This is a genomic window from Paenibacillus sp. UMB4589-SE434 (assembly GCF_030226685.1).
Lineage (GTDB): Bacteria > Bacillota > Bacilli > Paenibacillales > Paenibacillaceae > Paenibacillus_B.
On sequence record NZ_JASOYK010000001.1, the window covers coordinates 1,174,796 to 1,192,094 of the forward strand.

Below are 17,299 nucleotides of genomic sequence, written 5' to 3' on the forward strand. Positions count from 1 at the left end.
GACTTTTGCTCAGGTTACCGTCAGGGGAACTGATCGTCACCGTCCGGTCGTACAGTTGGAAACCTAGCAGCGGCGTATTGGAAGGTGTAGACCACTTCGCGCTGACACCACTCGACAGCTTGACCCACTTGGATTTATAGCCGGTGGAATAACCCTGGCTGTTGCAGGTCAGCTTCGTATCCAGCCGAATTTGATGGCTGTGATACGCTTTGTTATTTCCTTTGAAGTAAGCAACTACTTAGGATAACAATGTTTATTCTAACGCTGCATTTACTGATTCAATAGCATGTATTACAGTGGTATCAAATACAGGGACTTCTGAATCCTCTTGTTTTACTAACATTCCAATTTCCGTACAACCTAATATTATTCCTTCAGCACCGCTATCAACTAAACGCTTAATAACCTTTTTGTAATAGTCCCTTGATGCTTGCTGAATGTTTCCTAAACATAACTCTTCATAAATAACCTTATGTACCATGTCCCGTTCAGAAAGATCTGGTACTAGAACCTTTATACCATTTGACTCTATTCGAGATTTATAAAAGTCCTGCTCCATAGTAAACTTAGTCCCTAATAATCCTACCGTACTTACATTTGATTTCTTAATATGAGTTGCTGTTGCTTCTGCAATATGTAAAACAGGTATGTTTATTTTTTCTTCGATATATTCAATTACTTTATGCATCGTATTTGTACAAATTACAATAAATTCTGCCCCTCCTTTTTCTAATGAAAGAGCAACATCTCCTAGAAGCTTTCCGGACTTTTCCCACTCGCCTCTAGCTTGATAACGCTCAACCTCTGCAAAATCAACACTGTATAACAGACATTTTGCTGAGTGTAAACCACCTAATCTCTTTTTTACTTCTTCATTAATAATTTGGTAATACGCAGATGAAGATTCCCAACTCATTCCTCCAATTAGCCCGATAGTCTTCATCAATTGTCCCCCTGAATTTTAATTTATCAATTCCGATTTTTTTAATATAACCATTATACATCAGAGCTGTTTTTCTACACCATATTCAGTTGGTACTAACTGCGTTATGAACTTGATAAAACAATATAGGCAATCTAAGTTCAGCTTTGGCTCTTTCCTTGACGCTTTCTCCAAATAGGTTCCCCACTTATACCAGCCGCCCTCGTCTAGGACGTATCCCTTATAGTCCAATCGCAATCGAATAGCGTATTAAGCGTCTCGTGCTCTATGTCATACGTAACCAGCTGTTGAGTAGAAGGCTGCCAAGCCAATATACCTATAGAATGATGACCCTCCACTTTTTTGAGCAAACTGATAATGGTTTCCTTTTGAGGTTCAACATCTTCATCAGACATGTCCTCATCTACTTCCTCGTTCTCTTCTTCCACCCAATATTCTGCGTCAAATACGCACAACTCAATTAACGTATTAAACTCAATATATAAAGCCTCACTGCTTAGGTTAGGGAAAATGTTATGGAAATTTACAATTAGATATATGCACGCAATTAACCAGAAAATGAAAAAATTGCAATACAAAAAGAACAGGTCACGGTGGCCAACGTATCACCGCTCGACTCCCGTTCTTTTTTTGCCTAGATTAGAAGTGAGTAAGAATTGACTATTAAAAAATATAAGAATATCAATACAAATTGAGACACTAAATATTTTTAAGAACTCCATTTCCTCCAAAGTTCAGTAAAATATCATTTACCGATTGCTCTGGCGACTGTTCCGAACTGTCCAGCCAAAACCCGATTTTAGGCGTTTCTTTCAAAAACTCTGAATACAAATATTCTACCGTAAAGCCAGTGTACCCGACTTTTTCTCTTAATTTTTCACGGACTTTTACCACCTCTACATTCGGACACAACACGACTAGCTGGACTGGGTAATCCTTTAACTGCTCCATCATATAAGATAATTCCGCTCCATAATAATTATCCTGCAAAACAACAGAAAAACCATTGTCATAATAGGTCTTCGCGGCATTTGCGGCTAAGCAATAACGCAAGTATAATTGACGGACTGCTTCTTTGGACGGTTCAGCAGACATTTCTTCGCGTCCTGATACAATCATGCGACGGAATACATCGCCACGCAGATGAACACCATTTCCCATCTTGGAAGCCAGAAGTTCCGCTATCGTTGACTTTCCAGAAGCCATGACGCCTGTAATTAAATAAATTACTTTTTCCATAGTAAGCTGCCTCCTTCTCTTATATATAAAGATAATTTTATGATTAAACATCTTCACCTTGATGCATCGACCAATGACTATAATAATACTCTACTCTAAACTATTCCGGGTACATTAATAACGCCACCAATACTGTTTGCAACAGCATGTTATCCACCAGAGAATCGCTAGAAACGGCGGTTTCGTCAGCGGTAGCGACCACGACTGTGTCCGTCATACCAACTGTCATCAATATGACTTATACGATTTCAAGGCGATGATAACTCACAACAGAGTACTACGGACAAAGAGCGGTTTGGAGGAATGGCGGATTGTCAGCGTTTGGTGGCAATGTTTAGCTTAAACTAATTTCTCGCTAAAGGTCACGAATAACTTTCCAAGATGTCAACTTAATATCTAGGATTTGCGGCCCATCCGCATGATATGCGTGAGACAGAATCAAATCATCGTTTTTTTTTACATCCATTTTGGCATCCAATTGACCCTCTTGATAATGGAGGATATATCTACATTGTTTCCATTGATGTAAATGATGTCTCCAAACTCATTCACAATTTCGAACCAACCGCCGTATTTAATGGCCGTCACGCGCTTTGAAAATATGTTCTTTCCTTGTACTCTCCTCTCTATCATTTCGCTACCATATTCAGAATAGATGAGTTGACATGAAAATATCTTTCCCTTGTCTTGAACTAAATCTGATGCAAATGATTCACTGGGAAGTCCTCTTTTCTGTGAATGGTTTTGTGGTGACTTCATTCTACAAGTAAACGGTCTTCCTTATTTATTTTTTCTAATTACACGGCCTATTTTAAGCTCTCTTTAGTTTATATGGAATGTACAAAGAAACCTTCCTCTTTATGAATGGTAGACCATAAAGAAGAAGGTTTCTTTGTAGCTTAATTTTTTATGAGGCTTACGTACAGTCACTTTGATCAATATACTTTTTTCATTGCTCGGTCATCTTTTAAAATTTCGACAGCTTCACGAAAGCGCAGCGAATGAACAATTTCACGTTCACGTAAAAACTTCAAACTATCTTGCAGGTCTACATCATCAGTCAGGTCAATAAGCCATTGATAAGTAGCCCGTGCCTTCTCCTCAGCCGCAATATCTTCATAAAGGTCAGCTATCGGATCTCCCTTGCTTTGTATGTAGGCGGCTGTCCAAGGTACGCCTCCGGCGTTATTGTAGAACAGGGCGCTATCGTGTGCAGCATAGTGTGCCCCGAGTCCGGCTGCCTCCAGTTGTTCCGGTGTTGCATCTTTTGTGAGTTTATAGATCATGGTTGCAATCATCTCCAAATGAGCAAACTCCTCAGTCCCGATATCCGTAAGCAAGCCAATGACCTTATCAGGTATTGTATAACGTTGATTCAAATAGCGTAAAGCGGCCGCCAGTTCCCCGTCCGCGCCACCATATTGTTCCATCAAGTATTTGGCCATTTGTGGATCACATTTGCTTACTTTTACAGGATACTGCAATTTTTTCTCATATATCCACAATACATCTCACCTCACGCTGCTCTATGATTCAAGGGAATCATGATACTAGAAATGAAATAAAACAAGACGGTGTAGCTGCTCGCCTAACTAGCTTTACACTTGCCATGGCCATGGCGTATTAACCCATGTAAATGGGGTTCCAGAATAATCACGGCCAAAATTTTGTAGTGGGCCGTAACGCTCTTGATACGATTGTGCCAGCTTTGTCCTTTCACTCACATAATGATTGAATTGTTGAATCGCTTGGGCGTCATCAGGATGAGTATCGAGGTACAGATTTAACTCTACCAACACAAAGTCAACCTCTTGAAGCTGCCTCAAGTGTTGGAAATATTCTGGAGATTGGAACGGGTGCCCTATCATGTGTCATGTCCTCCCCGCTTTGGTCGGTATGAACTATACAATGCTGGCCATAATGTGCCAATGCATAAAGCCTGTTCCGGTGAGAACTGCGGCTGATTGGGGGGCTGAAACGTAATGTATTGATTTGGCGGTACTACATAAGTCTTAAACGCAATCGGAGGGCATGGGTCGCACACTCCTCTGAACGGTACATAGAATCGTTCTTCTTGTAAAGTTCCAGTTCCGTTGTTATTCGGGTTATGATTCGGAATTGGCCCAACTATGCCTGCTGTTTCCGAGTGGACGTGCGGTGTATTAGCATATGTCATACACGCATTCCTCCTGATGTGGTGACAGATTATCAGTATCCTTCTTTATTAAGTATGAAGGGCTAGGGATGTCTCATTCCAGAAGAAATGCTAATTAGAACACAATCCATGATATAACGATAAACTGCACGGCACCCATAATCTCGAGAATCCCTGCCTTCATCGGACGCACCTGCTTCCCTGCCAAGAGAAACGTTCGAATAAGCGGTATAACAAATGGAAGCGTCATCCAAGGATAACCACATGCCCATGGCACGAATAAAATCAACACATGATAGGTGCGAGCCGCAGCCTCCCATTGCTTATTGCCTCGCTCTCGGAATATTGTTTTCACAAAGAAAGCTGTCCCCATAAAATATAAAAAGTTAATCAGCGTAACCATCAGCATCGTCTTGTCCCAACCGCCACTGCCAAACAAATAAGCAGCAGCTCCCCCCAAGGAAAAGATCAGAATCGCGTACAGATCATTCACGATGGCTCGCTCTGATTTATGCTTCACATGCCAGATGTTAACGATCAAGAGCAGTACGAATGGGATCCCGAAATAACATAATGAGGGCTTCTGGAAGAGCGGATACGCGAGTGCTGCCAGCGCGATGATTCCATAGTTGGCTGACCACTTCAGCAGATGATCACGCTGTTTGCTCCGTTTCAACGCTTGCAGAAAGGCATACGATGCTAAATAAAAGAACAACCAGGCAATAAACAATAATAGATGACTCCACTGCGGCGTACCTGCCAACATCCCAAATAAGAACGGGACGCTGATCATTGCCCATCCACCGTGTTCATGAGGAATTACAATCCCCTTATGTGTAGACTTCAATTGCTCCAACTCCTTTATCATGATGATGTTCGCTGTCGTCCAGTCAGGAGCAGCAATAGAAATGAAATAACGACCATAGAAATCGTCCACAACCATGCCATCATCATATTCCCTGAATCGACCGCAACAAAAATAGCTGTAGGAACGGTCTGCGTCTTCCCTGGAATATTGCCTGCGATCATTAACGTCGCACCGAATTCGCCTAAACTGCGCGCGAAGCTCAAAATATAGGCGGTGATGATCGATGGAAAAGCTAGCGGGAGCGTGATATAACGAAAAACCTGCCATTCACTCGCACCGATCGAACGTGCGGCATCGGCTAAATGATGATCAATAGCACGAAAACCTGTCTTCATCGTCTGATAGACGAGGGGAAACGATACGACGACAGATGCAATGACGGCAGCTCCCCATGAGAAGATGATCGGCGCAGAGAATAGCCATTCTGCGAACTGGCCGATCCAGCTACGGCGTCCTAGCGCAACGAGAAGCAGGAACCCAACCACCGTTGGCGGCAATACGAGAGGCAGCAGAAATAGGGTCTCTAACAGCACCTTCCCTTTCGCCGAGCTTCTTGTCATCCGCCATGCCAAGGTAACACCAAAGAGCGTACCCAAGATGCTTGCGATCAGTGCAACCTGGAGCGATAATCGAATGGGATTCCATAGCTGAGCCCAATCGATTTGGATCATATTCATTTCGAATCCGGCACGGAGAATCCGTATTTCACGAAGACATCCATCGCTTCCTTCGATTGCAGATAGTCGTACAATTGTTTAGCTTCCTCGGCATGGTTTGTTGCTTGGACGATTCCGATTGGATAAGTGATCGGAGTATACAATTTAGGATCTACGGTATATGCAATTTTCACTTTGTCCTTCGCGGTTAATGCATCCGTTTTGTACACGAATCCAGCATCGGCATTTCCCGTCTGAACATATTGCAGTACTTGGCGAACATCTTTTGCTTGGACCAATTTGGACTGTGCATCATCCCAGACGCCTGCATTCGAAAGCGCCTCTTGCGCGTATTTTCCTGCAGGAACCGTCTCAGGAATCCCGATCGCAATCTTCTGAATACCTGTTTTCAGAAGATCTTTCGCTTCTTGAACCGAAACCGATGTTTCGGTAGCAGTAATCACAGTAAGTTCATTGGCAAGAAAATTGTTCTGCTGATTCGACGCAACGAGTTGCTTGTCGACGAGCACTTGCATATTTTTCGAAGCAGCAGAAAGGAACAGATCAACAGGTGCCCCTTGCTCAATCTGCTGCTGCAGCGCGCCAGATCCCCCAAAGTTGAAATGAAGCTGCACACCGCTCGTCTGCGACTCATAATTCTTCTGTATCTCTTGCAAGGCATCAGTTAGACTGGCTGCAGCGGAGACCGTCAGCTTAACAGCATCCCCTTTGGAACCTGAGCTCTTGCCAGCTTGTTGATTGCCGCACCCCGAGATGACAAGAACCGTAATCAATAACATGGCGAGGAAACCCCATCTTTTTTTGGCTAAAACATGTCTCATACGTATCTCTCCTATCCACCTATTTGTGACATTCTACGTGCCGTAGGTGCGTGTGATATCGTTACATCGTTTTTTAGAAAATGTGACATTTCATGATTTTCAGGCTTCGTACCAAGTGCATCCAAGAACAACTGGCGCATCGCCTCGTCATCCCCGACGACACGCCGGACATGGAATTGCTCTGTCCAAGCTAAGCATGGCTTGATATAACCATCAGCAGTAAGCCTTAGTCGATTACAAGTCTGACAGAAGTGTTCGCTAACGGGATGGATCAATCCAAAACTACCAAGCGCTCCATCCAAGCGGTAATTCTCTGACGGACCATTTCCTTGAACCGCTGCTTCAGGTTCATAATCCCATTGCTGTTCTGCGCAGACTTCCTTCACGCGCGCGAGCGGCATGTACAAGTTCTTCCAGCCTGCATCGTGATGTCCGATTGGCATGTATTCAATGAATCGGACATGAATATCCCGGTCCAACGTTAAGCGGATAAAGTCTGAGATCTCATCATCGTTCAATCCTGTCATGAGCACCACGTTCAATTTGATGGGGCATAAACCAGCCTTCACGCAAGCATCAATGCTGTTAAGTACCTTCCGAACATCTCCGCCGCGCGTAATCAGCTTAAACCTGTCTGGATGAAGAGAATCCATGCTAATATTGACGCGTGTAAGCCCCGCCTCCTTTAATGCTTTCGCCTTTGGCGCAAGGAACATTCCGTTCGTCGTCAGTGAGATGTCTTCAATTCCGGGGATGCACGCAATCATCGCCACGAGCTGTTCCAGATTCTTGCGAACTAACGGCTCACCGCCCGTTAATCGAATTTTACGAATTCCCATGCCGGCAACGACACGTACGACTGCGACAATTTCCTCGAACGTCAGGATTTTATCCGAGGGCTCGAACTCCATCCCTTCTTCGGGCATGCAGTAGATGCAGCGCAGATTGCAGCGGTCTGTCACCGATATTCGCAAATAATGATGCTCTCGTCCATATTTATCAATTAAGCGGGGAATGCTCATCCTGCTGCACTCCTTTCTGAAGTAACTTCTGATGTCACTTCTGATCTTCCTTCGGGATATCTGCAAGCAATGGCCGTCCCTCCAGGTACTCCTGTTGATTAACCTGATCGCCAATCCATTCGGAGCCGTCCACACCATGTTCTTTTTTCCAGATGGGCACAATCTGTTTGATCCGTTCAATAACGTATTCATTCGCTTCATAAGCCGCTTTGCGGTGCGGCGAAGAGACGGCAATCACGACGGCCGTATCCAATATTTCTAGACGGCCCACACGATGCGTCACCGCAACGACAGTATCTGTCCAGCGCTCACGAACCTCTCGCCCGATTCGCTCCAATTGGGCGACCGCCATGGTTGTGTAGGCTTCATATTCGAGATATAAAGTCTGTTTGCCACAAGTCAGCTCACGCACCGTGCCTAGAAATAACGTGATTGCACCTGCTTCCCTTCGTTTCACTTTATTCAAGACTTCATCCAGCACGATCGGCTGATTCGTAATCACAAACAACGAGCTATTCATTCTTTCACTCCTATCTAAGGGCGGGCTTACGAATTTGCACGCACATAATCACCGCTTTTACCGCCTTGTTTTTGCTCCAAATAGGTCGGACCCAGTAGCATATCTTTATCAATCGCTTTGCACATGTCATAAATCGTGAGACCCACAACTTGGGCTGCCGTTAAGGCTTCCATTTCAACCCCCGTCACTCCCATTGTCTTGACCTGTACCCTGAAGGATAATGTCTGCGCATCTTCGATCGCAAACGTGATATCAATGCCCGCGAGCGGCAGAGGATGGCACATGGGAATGAGATCTGCCGTCTTCTTTGCTGCCATAATGCCAGCTACTTGCGCTACCGCCAGCACATCGCCTTTACGAATCGATCCTTCTTGAATGCGTTGCAATGTCTCCTCCCGCATGTGAATCTGACTCTTAACGATCGCGGTACGCTTCGTCTCGGTTTTGTCCGTCACATCGACCATATGGGCCCTTCCTTGATGATTAAAATGCAACAAATTGTCCTCTAACATCTGTATAGCCCCTTTCTTACCCTCCACTGACTGGGGGCAGCAATGCTACCGTATCATTTGGTGATATGATGTAGAAAGAATCGACAAATTGTTCATTGACCGCAATCATGACATGATCGAGCAGCAGAGTCGGGTAACGATTATTTAACTCTTGCAATAGATCAGCCACCGTGATCGAACCGAGTTCCAACTCTATGCTGGATGCACCTAACTTTTCACTTAAATGGGCAAAACATAGTATTTTCATAAGCTCACCTTCCTGTCTTCTCTTCGATAGATCCATGATCTAAGTTAAGTATCGATGATACAGCTTCTTGGCTGCCAGCGGGTCGGAGGTACCATGAATCAGTGCTCTGCCATCTTGGAAAATAACAAGACGATAGTGGCTCTCTTGAATTTGCAGGAGATAGGGATTCGACTTCACCTCGGCATGCAATTGCACAGCATGAGAGGCTACCAGATCCAAATCTAGCAGCTCTCGCCGTGGATAACGCACCCATACGGAAGATCGACCGCATAACACTTCTGTTCGCATGGCCGACTCCGACCTCATATACGGATAGCTCGGTTGAGCTCCGCATGTCGGACAAGCCTCACGCTTTCCCGTCATACTCAATCGAATGGATTGGTGCATGTTCGACCAGAGATCAAAAACAGTAAATCGATGCGACATCTGCGCTCTATTCCCAGAGAACCATTTGAGCGCTTCAGCCGATTGCATGGCCACGACCATCTGCACCGTTGGCGCAATAATCCCCTCTCGATCACAAGATGCAGCTCCGATCGGCATCCGTTCCAACACGCAGTGCAGACATGGCGTCTGCTCCGGAATAAAGCTGCACACCGCGCCATAACTGCCCGAGCAGGCACCATAGATCCATGGGATTTGGTATCGATAGGCAACATCATTCATGATATATCGTATTGCAAAATTATCCGTTGCATCGAGCATCAAATCTACCTTCGTATGATCAAGCAATTCAACAAGATCAGAGGCTGTACAATCCATAACATGCGCATGCACGGTGATGTCGGAATTAATCTGCCGAAGTCGGTTCGCTGCCGCGACAGCTTTGGGCAGTTGTTCAATTACATCCTCCTCACAGTAGAGCGACTGTCGCTGCAAATTACTCCATTCCACATAGTCACGGTCAATGATCGTGATCGTGCCAACGCCTGAACGTGCCAATAGTTCCGCATTCCCGGAGCCAAGCGCACCCGCTCCAACGATCAGAACATGCTTCATCATTAATGCTTGTTGACCTGCGATACCAATTGGATTAAAGTTCTGTTGTCTGCTATACCGATCATGGGACATGAGGATTGCTGCCTCCTTTCCAATCTTGCAATAATGCCGCATATTGCTCTTCGGTATCTACATCTTCTGTAAAATGATAGTCGATTCCCGCTACTGCCCAATCGTTCTCCCCTAGACCGAGCCAATGCATCGAATCCAGTAATCCGGACAATCGATATTGGCATAATTCGAGTCTCTGAATGATAGATGGCAGCATCCGATGAGGTCGATACACCCCATGCAGCATTTGATGCTTGCCATCGACAATGGGGAGAACCGCATCGTAATCGCTTGCCGCAAGCTGAGATAGCATCCACGAGGCAGCCGAAGCAGATAGCTTCGGATAATCGCACCCCACGACCCAAGCAAATTCCGTCTCGACGTGTAAAAAGCCAGCATGAAATCCGCTAAGCGGACCCTTCCCTGCATAAACATCCGGAATATAAATCACGTCGTCCTTTACCCATTTTGTATAGGATGAAGTATCGTTTGTTACGATGATCAGTCTCGTACAGATCGATTGCATCACCTTGATTTGCCGTTCAATAAAACGCTCCCCTTTGTATAGCAAGAGCGCTTTATTTCGACCATTCATCCGAGAATTGCGGCCTCCAGCCAGAATGATACCTGTTAACATCTGAGCACCGCCTTCTCTGAATGTTTACTTGCGTTTCCGGTACACCACATAACTGCGTGATAGGTATTTGATCGGCATGCTTAGCATGTGTACAAGTCTTGTAAAAGGAAATACGGCAAATAGTGCTAGACCCAGAATAATATGAACTTTGAAAATGATAGGTACGGTATTCATTAACTTATAATCTGGCATGAACAACATCACGCCGCGCATCCATGGTCCTATCGTCTCCCGGTAATCAAACCCAGAGCGGTCGGTCATATTGAACAGCGTCGCCGCCATGCCTACCACCACAATGAGCGTGAGCAAAATGATCGACAGCATATCGCCGAAGCTGCTCGTTCTACGAATCCGAGCATCCAAGAATCGACGGATTACAAGAATGATACAGCCGATAAGCGTCATCAGGCCCGCTGCCGATCCGATCCAAAGTGCCATCGTATGATACAGATGATCCGAGACACCGAGTGATTCGAGCCACGACTTCGGAATCAGAATCCCACCAACATGACCGAAGAAAACGAGCATGATGCCGATATGAAATAGATTGCTGCCCCACCGAAGTTTCTTCTTCTCAAGCATTTCACTCGATTTCGCGGTCCATCCGAACTGATCTGTCTGATAGCGATAATAGAGACCTACTAGAAAGATGATGAGAATCATATAGGGGTAGATCACCCAAAGAAATTGACTTCCCCACGACATTACACATTCCTCCCTACGCTGCCATACCCCGCAGTCGCCCACATCGGTCCGCATCCGAGTGAAGGTGTTGTATCTGCACATCCAGAAAATGCTGTCATCTCAAAGCAGCCTTCCGTCATGCCCGATTGATCTATGATGAATAGCATTGCATCGAGCACATGTCGGTAGGGACTACCCATATGGTGGAGCGCATCTCGGATACTCACTAACGCTTTCCGGAACGAGACCAGCAAGCCGATCCCTCGTTCCTCACTCGCTACCGCTACATATTCCAGGACCAACGGCAAATAATCCGGCAATTCATCCGTGTCGAGGACAATTTCCTCTTCTTCATACACTTGTTTCAGCTTCAATAATGCCGGACCACGTTCACGATCATCCCCCAGCTGTCCGTAAGTCAAATACATATTTGCTTTTTTACTAAAATCAAAGGTCTTCACATAAGCAGCTGTAATGGCCTCCGCATCCATCCCCACAAATTCAGCGAGACATTGACCCGCAAACTCTTGCAGCGACTTTGCAGTCGAAGCTTCCTCGTCTTGGATCAAATGGCACCAATTCACGTACATCTCATCTGCCGAGTCTTGCCACGCAGCATCCGGATATTGTAATAGCTGCGAGAAGAGCATCCAACTAGAGCGTCGCGTTAACTCTTTCATGTTCGATCCCTCCTTGTCCGTCCTTATCTGATGATTACCAGGCTTAACCGCCGCAGGGTCCTGGACCCCCCATCATATTCGTAAATCCGCAAGCACCTTGCTCCGAATAGAGATCCGCAAATTCCTCGCGATGCGCTGACGGAATGACAAAACGGTCTTCGTACTTCGCAATCGCCAATAGGCGGTACATTTCTTCCGTATCTTTGGCTGTCATCCCGAATTGTTCCAGCAATACGAGGTCAGGCGCCTTCTTCAAGTTAAGTGAACGCATATGCGAACGCATAACAGCCATTTTCTTCAGCACGTTCGTGATGACTTCGGTATCTCCAGCTGAGAGTAGATTCGCGAGGTATTGCACGGGTATTCGCATATCGTCAATCGCTGGGAAAATATCATCTGGTGACGCTGTCGCTCCTTGGCCTTCCACCATGTTTGTGATCGGGCTGAGCGGTGGAACATACCAGACCATCGGCAGTGTCCGATATTCAGGATGAAGCGGGAGCGCGATTTTCCAATCGACCGCCATCTTATAGATCGGTGAACGCTGCGCATGCTCAATCCAATCTTCTGGAATATTCGCTGCACGTGCCGCGGCAATCACTTCAGGATCATTCGGATCGAGGAAAATATTCAGTTGCGATTCGTAGAGCTTCTGTTCGTCTGTGACGGAAGCTGCTGCTTCCACTCGATCTGCATCATAGAACATGACACCAAGGTAACGGATACGTCCCACGCATGTTTCCGAACAAATCGTTGGCAATCCCTGCTCGATTCTCGGGAAGCACAAGGTACATTTCTCCGCTTTATTTGTCTGCCAGTTGAAGTAGACTTTCTTGTACGGACAGCTTGATACGCAGAACCGCCAAGACCGGCATGCGTTCTGATCGACGAGCACAATCCCGTCCTCTTCACGCTTATACATCGCACCGGATGGACAGCTGGATACACAGGACGGATTGATGCAATGCTCACAAATTCTTGGCAAATACATCATAAACACTTGCTCGAATTCCATCCGCACTGCTTCTTCGATGCCCGCCATATTGGGATCCCGATAACCCGACTCATGCACACCTGCGAGATCGTCTTCCCAGTTCGGTCCCCACTCCAAGTTCATATATTCGCCTGTAATTTGGGATTTCGGCCTTGCTACTGGCTGATGTTTGCGCTCCGGACTTTGCTGAAGCTTCTCATAATCATAGTCCCACGGTTCGTAGTATTCATCGATCGTTGGTTGATCCGGATTGTGGAAAATATTTTTCAAACGGTTGATGCGACTGCCGGAACGAAGCTCCAGCTTGCCCTTCTTAAGCACCCAGCCGCCTTTATATTTATCTTGATCCTCCCACTGCTTGGGATATCCTATGCCTGGCTTGGTCTCGACATTATTGAACCACATATATTCCGCACCTTTACGGTTCGTCCATGTGTTCTTACACGTAACAGAGCAAGTATGGCATCCGATGCATTTATCCAAGTTCATAACCATCCCGATTTGCGCTTTAATCTTCAAGCCAGTTCACCTCCTCAAGTTTGCGAATCACAACGTACAGATCACGCTGATTCCCTGTTGGTCCGTAGTAGTTGAATCCGTAACTCAGCTGCGCATACCCGCCAATCATATGCGTGGGCTTCACATGAATTCGTGTCGGGCTATTATGCGTTCCGCCGCGTGTCGTTGTCACATCGGTTGCAGGCACATTGATCGTCCGATCTTGTGCATGGTGCATATAGGCCATACCACGCGGCATCCGATGGGTTACTACCGCACGCGCAACGACGGCGCCATTCTGATTGAAACATTCGATCCAATCGTTATCCATGACCTCCGCATCGGCGGCGTCGTCTTTGTTGATCCAGACGGTTGGCCCACCGCGGAACAGCGTAAGCATCGGCAAGGAGTCGAAATACATACTGTGAATCGACCATTTGTTATGCGGTGTCATGAAGTTCAGGACGATTTCCTTTCCTTTCGTCGCCGGGCGCTTCTTGTTCGTATGGAACGGCGCATGCTTCATCGTCGGCTTGTAGATCGCCATATTCTCGCCAAATTCGGTCATCATCTCATGGTCCAGGAAGTAATGCTGACGTCCTGTCAGCGTGCGATATGGAATCAAGCGTTCTACATTCGTTGTAAATGGTGAATAACGGCGTCCATGCTGCTCAGATCCACTGAAGGCAGGTGAAGTTATGACCGTCTTCGGCTGCGTCGTAATCTCGTTGAAGGTGAATCGTTCTTCAATGCGATCCTCCGCCAAATCTTTCAATTTAAGTGCCGTTTTCTTCTCTAATGCCTCCCATGCTTTGACGGCCATTTTCCCGTTACTCGTGGAGGACAACGTGAGAATGGCTTCCGACATGTGACGATCCGTGACGAGTTTTGGACATCCTTCACTGATCCCGGCTTCATCGACGACTCCATTCACTTTTTTCATCAATTCGTATTCATCTGCCGCAGACCAGTTCATTCCTTTGATGCCGTACGGCTTATCTTTAATGTTCGGTCCAAGCGCCGTCATTTTCTTATACACCGTGGCATAATCCCGCTCCACGATCACGAACTTCGGCATCGTCTTGCCTGGAATCGCCTCGATCTCGCCTTTGCTCCAGTCGAGAATCTTGCCGAAAGGCTGCGCTAGCTCATCGGGTGTATCATGCTGCAGCGGCACGGCAACAATATCGCGCTGTGGCGCATCGAATTGCGTGGCTGCCATTTCCGAGAAGGTCTTCGCAATCGTTTTAAATGTTTCCCAATCCGACTTGGATTCCCATAATGGCGGAACAGCTGGATTGAAGGGATGGATGAAGGGATGCATGTCAGTCGACGAAAGATCGCTCTTCTCATACCAGGTTGCCGCGGGCAGGACGATATCGGAGTATACGGCTGTTCCGGACATGCGGAAATCGATATCCACCATGAGATCGAGCTTACCCTCAGCTGCCTGTTCATGCCATGTCATCTCCACAGGACGAATTGTCTCCGAGTCATCATTTAATAGACCGTTATGCGCTCCAAGCAGGTATTTCAAGAAATATTCATGCCCTTTTCCCGAGCTGGAGATCAAATTCGCGCGCCAGACGAACATTACTTTCGGATGATTCATCTCGGCATCTGGATCTTCGATCGCAAACTTCAATTCGCGATTCTTGAGCCGGTTGGCAACATAGCTCGCAATCGCCTCGGGGGTATCATGTCCCTGCGCAGCCGCTTCATTAGCCAGGTCAATGGAATTTGCGTTAAACTGCGGATAAGAAGGCAGCCAGCCTAAGCGTGCAGCCATGACGTTGTAATCCGCATAGTGCGCATAACGTGCTTTATCGACTAGGGCTGACGTATGTCCATCCACAGGATTCGATTCGAACCGCCATTGATTCGTTGCAAAGTAGAAAAAGGATGTCCCGTTCATCTGACGCGGGGGCATCGTCCAGTCTCTTGCAAAGGCGACGTTCGCCCACCCTTCCGCAGGACGCAGTTTCTCTTGTCCCACGTAATGCGCCCAACCGCCGCCATTGACTCCTTGGCAGCCTGTCATTAAGACCAGGTTCAGCACACTGCGATAGATCGTATCCGAGTTGTACCAGTGGTTGATCCCTGCTCCGACTATGATCATCGACCGGCCTTCACTTTCGACCGCATTTTGCGCAAACTCTCTCGCTATCTGAATAACGGATGCGCGATCGACGCCCGTAATTTGTTCTTGCCACGCAGGCGTATATGCGATGCTCGCGTCATCGTAGTCGCTGCCATGGAGCAAATCGACGCCATATTGAGCGAGCATGAGATCGAACACGCTTGTGACACGATATTCTGCGCCGCCTTCCCCCTTAATCGCCTTGTACGGGATTAATCGAGAAATCGCAGATTTGCCTTCTTCGGCGAAATAAGGAAGCTTGATCTCAAGCTGGCCGTCGGCAGATTCCCGCAATCCGAGCTGCGGCGCGATCTCTTCACCTGTTAACGTATCTGTCATCTCCAGATTCCATTTACCCTCTTCGCCCCAACGTGAGCCGATCGTGCCGTTTGGAATACGAAGTTCACCTGAGATCTCATCGATAAGAACCGTCTTCCATTCCTTGTTATTCGTCTCAATTCCGAGATCGTTCGCCGTGAGGAACCGATTCACTGTGTATGCACCATCTTGTTCTTGAAGCAGCACAAGGAACGGGAAATCGGTATATTTCTTAGAGTAACTCTCAAAATACGACGTTCTTTGCTTCACATAGAACTCGTTCAGTATGACATGCCCCATCGCCATGGCGAGTGCGCCATCCGTCCCTTGCTTCGCTGGCAGCCATTTATCGGCGAATTTCACGAATTCCGCGTAATCCGGACTGATCGATACGACTTTGGTCCCGCGATAACGAGCTTCCGTCATGAAATGCGCATCCGGCGTTCTTGTCATCGGCAAGTTCGAGCCCCAGACGAGCAAGTAACTCGAGTTGTACCAGTCACTGCTCTCAGGAACATCCGTCTGATCGCCCCAGATTTGCGGGGATGCTGGCGGTAAATCCGCATACCAGTCGTAAAAGCTGAGCAGCGGCGAGCCGATGAGGGATAAGAAACGTGAGCCTGCTGCATAACTGACCATTGACATCGCCGGAATCGGGGAAAACCCGATCACGCGGTCCGGACCATATTGTTTGATAGTATCGATCATGGAAGCGGAGATGATCTCAGATACTTCATCCCACGATGCTCGAACCATGCCGCCTTTTCCGCGAGCCGATTTATACGTTAGTTTTTTGTTGTCATCTTGTACAATCGATTTCCACGCCGCAGCGGGATCAGCATGTTTGCTCTTTGCTTCACGCCATAGATTCAGCAGCTTGCCACGAATATAGGGATATTTCACACGCAGCGGGCTGTAGAGATACCAGGAAAAGCTGGCTCCACGCGGACAGCCGCGCGGCTCGAATTCCGGCATGTCCGGTCCTGTAGTCGGATAATCCGTCTGCTGCGTCTCCCATGTGACAATCCCGTCTTTCACGAATATTTTCCAACTGCATGAACCTGTACAGTTCACGCCATGTGTTGAACGTACAACTTTGTCGTGCTGCCAACGATTCCGGTACATATTCTCCCAAGAACGATCGGCTGTGGATTCTTCGCTCCACCCTTCCGCATTCGTCTCGCGCTTACGGAAAAACTTCAGCTTTTGTATTAGCGGGTTGGTCTTGTTCATCGTTCCAGCTCCTTGCGCCTTATGATACTTCTATTGTAGAGGCTGGAGCTGGTGGTGAAGA

19 protein-coding genes are annotated in these 17,299 nt (G+C 47.0%); all 19 read right to left on the reverse strand.

Annotation, left to right across the window (positions count from 1 at the left end; genetic code table 11):
- Positions 1 to 253: 253 nt before the first annotated feature.
- Entirely contained in the window at positions 254 to 943 is a 690-nt protein-coding gene (locus QP775_RS04985) for an aspartate/glutamate racemase family protein (RefSeq protein ID WP_285104108.1), read from the reverse strand.
- A gap of 206 nt (positions 944 to 1,149) precedes the next feature.
- The gene (locus QP775_RS04990; RefSeq protein WP_285104110.1) at positions 1,150 to 1,371 is read right to left on the reverse strand and encodes a hypothetical protein; all 222 of its coding nucleotides are present in this window, start codon (positions 1,369 to 1,371) and stop codon (positions 1,150 to 1,152) included.
- Between the two features lie 271 nt (positions 1,372 to 1,642).
- Positions 1,643 to 2,182 (reverse strand): AAA family ATPase, encoded by a 540-nt coding sequence (locus QP775_RS04995; RefSeq protein ID WP_285104112.1) that lies wholly within the window; start codon positions 2,180 to 2,182, stop codon positions 1,643 to 1,645.
- A 935-nt stretch (positions 2,183 to 3,117) separates the two neighbouring features.
- Positions 3,118 to 3,687 carry a manganese catalase family protein gene (locus QP775_RS05000; protein WP_239327791.1) on the reverse strand — a complete coding sequence of 190 codons (570 nt, stop codon included), beginning with the start codon at positions 3,685 to 3,687 and terminating at the stop codon, positions 3,118 to 3,120.
- Positions 3,688 to 3,780: 93 nt separating this feature from the next.
- Positions 3,781 to 4,050 (reverse strand): spore coat protein CotJB, encoded by a 270-nt coding sequence (locus QP775_RS05005; RefSeq protein WP_285104115.1) that lies wholly within the window; start codon positions 4,048 to 4,050, stop codon positions 3,781 to 3,783.
- Entirely contained in the window at positions 4,047 to 4,226 is a 180-nt protein-coding gene (locus tag QP775_RS05010; protein ID WP_483312002.1) for a spore coat associated protein CotJA, read from the reverse strand. Before QP775_RS05010 ends, QP775_RS05005 begins: the two co-directional genes overlap by 4 nt.
- A 226-nt stretch (positions 4,227 to 4,452) precedes the next feature.
- Complete coding sequence (locus QP775_RS05015; protein ID WP_285105713.1) at positions 4,453 to 5,205, reverse strand: YwiC-like family protein; 753 nt, start codon at positions 5,203 to 5,205, stop codon at positions 4,453 to 4,455.
- Entirely contained in the window at positions 5,202 to 5,882 is a 681-nt protein-coding gene (modB, locus tag QP775_RS05020; protein ID WP_285104118.1) for a molybdate ABC transporter permease subunit, read from the reverse strand. The genes QP775_RS05015 and modB overlap by 4 nt, the downstream gene beginning before the upstream one ends.
- Positions 5,879 to 6,703 carry a molybdate ABC transporter substrate-binding protein gene (gene modA / locus QP775_RS05025; protein WP_285104120.1) on the reverse strand — a complete coding sequence of 275 codons (825 nt, stop codon included), beginning with the start codon at positions 6,701 to 6,703 and terminating at the stop codon, positions 5,879 to 5,881. The genes modB and modA overlap by 4 nt, the downstream gene beginning before the upstream one ends.
- 11 nt (positions 6,704 to 6,714) lie before the next feature.
- Positions 6,715 to 7,725 (reverse strand): GTP 3',8-cyclase MoaA, encoded by a 1,011-nt coding sequence (gene moaA / locus QP775_RS05030; protein ID WP_285104122.1) that lies wholly within the window; start codon positions 7,723 to 7,725, stop codon positions 6,715 to 6,717.
- A gap of 34 nt (positions 7,726 to 7,759) precedes the next feature.
- A complete protein-coding gene (locus tag QP775_RS05035) occupies positions 7,760 to 8,245 on the reverse strand; it encodes a molybdenum cofactor biosynthesis protein MoaE (RefSeq protein WP_285104124.1) in 486 nt (161 codons plus the stop codon).
- A 26-nt stretch (positions 8,246 to 8,271) separates the two neighbouring features.
- On the reverse strand, positions 8,272 to 8,757 hold the full coding sequence (gene moaC / locus QP775_RS05040; protein WP_285104126.1) for a cyclic pyranopterin monophosphate synthase MoaC: 486 nt from the start codon (positions 8,755 to 8,757) through the stop codon (positions 8,272 to 8,274).
- Between the two features lie 16 nt (positions 8,758 to 8,773).
- Positions 8,774 to 9,040, reverse strand: a complete 267-nt coding sequence (locus QP775_RS05045) for a MoaD/ThiS family protein (RefSeq protein ID WP_285104128.1) — start codon at positions 9,038 to 9,040, stop codon at positions 8,774 to 8,776.
- A gap of 3 nt (positions 9,041 to 9,043) precedes the next feature.
- Positions 9,044 to 10,075, reverse strand: a complete 1,032-nt coding sequence (locus tag QP775_RS05050) for a ThiF family adenylyltransferase (protein WP_285104130.1) — start codon at positions 10,073 to 10,075, stop codon at positions 9,044 to 9,046.
- Entirely contained in the window at positions 10,065 to 10,691 is a 627-nt protein-coding gene (mobA, locus tag QP775_RS05055) for a molybdenum cofactor guanylyltransferase (protein ID WP_285104132.1), read from the reverse strand. The genes QP775_RS05050 and mobA overlap by 11 nt, the downstream gene beginning before the upstream one ends.
- Positions 10,692 to 10,715: 24 nt before the next feature.
- Entirely contained in the window at positions 10,716 to 11,396 is a 681-nt protein-coding gene (gene narI, locus QP775_RS05060; protein WP_285104134.1) for a respiratory nitrate reductase subunit gamma, read from the reverse strand.
- The gene (gene narJ, locus QP775_RS05065; protein WP_285104136.1) at positions 11,396 to 12,055 is read right to left on the reverse strand and encodes a nitrate reductase molybdenum cofactor assembly chaperone; all 660 of its coding nucleotides are present in this window, start codon (positions 12,053 to 12,055) and stop codon (positions 11,396 to 11,398) included. The genes narI and narJ overlap by 1 nt, the downstream gene beginning before the upstream one ends.
- A 43-nt stretch (positions 12,056 to 12,098) precedes the next feature.
- Positions 12,099 to 13,568, reverse strand: coding sequence for a nitrate reductase subunit beta (gene narH, locus QP775_RS05070; protein ID WP_285104138.1), 1,470 nt, complete (start codon positions 13,566 to 13,568; stop codon positions 12,099 to 12,101).
- Positions 13,558 to 17,238, reverse strand: a complete 3,681-nt coding sequence (locus QP775_RS05075) for a nitrate reductase subunit alpha (RefSeq protein ID WP_285104140.1) — start codon at positions 17,236 to 17,238, stop codon at positions 13,558 to 13,560. Before QP775_RS05075 ends, narH begins: the two co-directional genes overlap by 11 nt.
- Between the last annotated feature and the right edge of the window lie 61 nt (positions 17,239 to 17,299).

Coding starts and splice junctions, on each gene's coding strand:
- narJ (WP_285104136.1), bottom strand. CDS start 12,055: ATGAAAGAGTTAACGCGACGCTCTAGTTGGATGCTCTTCTCGCAGCTA.
- QP775_RS05075 (WP_285104140.1), bottom strand. CDS start 17,238: ATGAACAAGACCAACCCGCTAATACAAAAGCTGAAGTTTTTCCGTAAG.
- modB (WP_285104118.1), bottom strand. CDS start 5,882: ATGAATATGATCCAAATCGATTGGGCTCAGCTATGGAATCCCATTCGA.
- moaA (WP_285104122.1), bottom strand. CDS start 7,725: ATGAGCATTCCCCGCTTAATTGATAAATATGGACGAGAGCATCATTAT.
- QP775_RS05015 (WP_285105713.1), bottom strand. CDS start 5,205: ATGATAAAGGAGTTGGAGCAATTGAAGTCTACACATAAGGGGATTGTA.
- QP775_RS04995 (WP_285104112.1), bottom strand. CDS start 2,182: ATGGAAAAAGTAATTTATTTAATTACAGGCGTCATGGCTTCTGGAAAG.
- mobA (WP_285104132.1), bottom strand. CDS start 10,691: ATGTTAACAGGTATCATTCTGGCTGGAGGCCGCAATTCTCGGATGAAT.
- QP775_RS05050 (WP_285104130.1), bottom strand. CDS start 10,075: ATGTCCCATGATCGGTATAGCAGACAACAGAACTTTAATCCAATTGGT.
- QP775_RS05035 (WP_285104124.1), bottom strand. CDS start 8,245: ATGAATAGCTCGTTGTTTGTGATTACGAATCAGCCGATCGTGCTGGAT.
- QP775_RS04985 (WP_285104108.1), bottom strand. CDS start 943: ATGAAGACTATCGGGCTAATTGGAGGAATGAGTTGGGAATCTTCATCT.
- QP775_RS05005 (WP_285104115.1), bottom strand. CDS start 4,050: ATGATAGGGCACCCGTTCCAATCTCCAGAATATTTCCAACACTTGAGG.
- moaC (WP_285104126.1), bottom strand. CDS start 8,757: ATGTTAGAGGACAATTTGTTGCATTTTAATCATCAAGGAAGGGCCCAT.
- modA (WP_285104120.1), bottom strand. CDS start 6,703: ATGAGACATGTTTTAGCCAAAAAAAGATGGGGTTTCCTCGCCATGTTA.
- narI (WP_285104134.1), bottom strand. CDS start 11,396: ATGTCGTGGGGAAGTCAATTTCTTTGGGTGATCTACCCCTATATGATT.
- QP775_RS05045 (WP_285104128.1), bottom strand. CDS start 9,040: ATGGATCTATCGAAGAGAAGACAGGAAGGTGAGCTTATGAAAATACTA.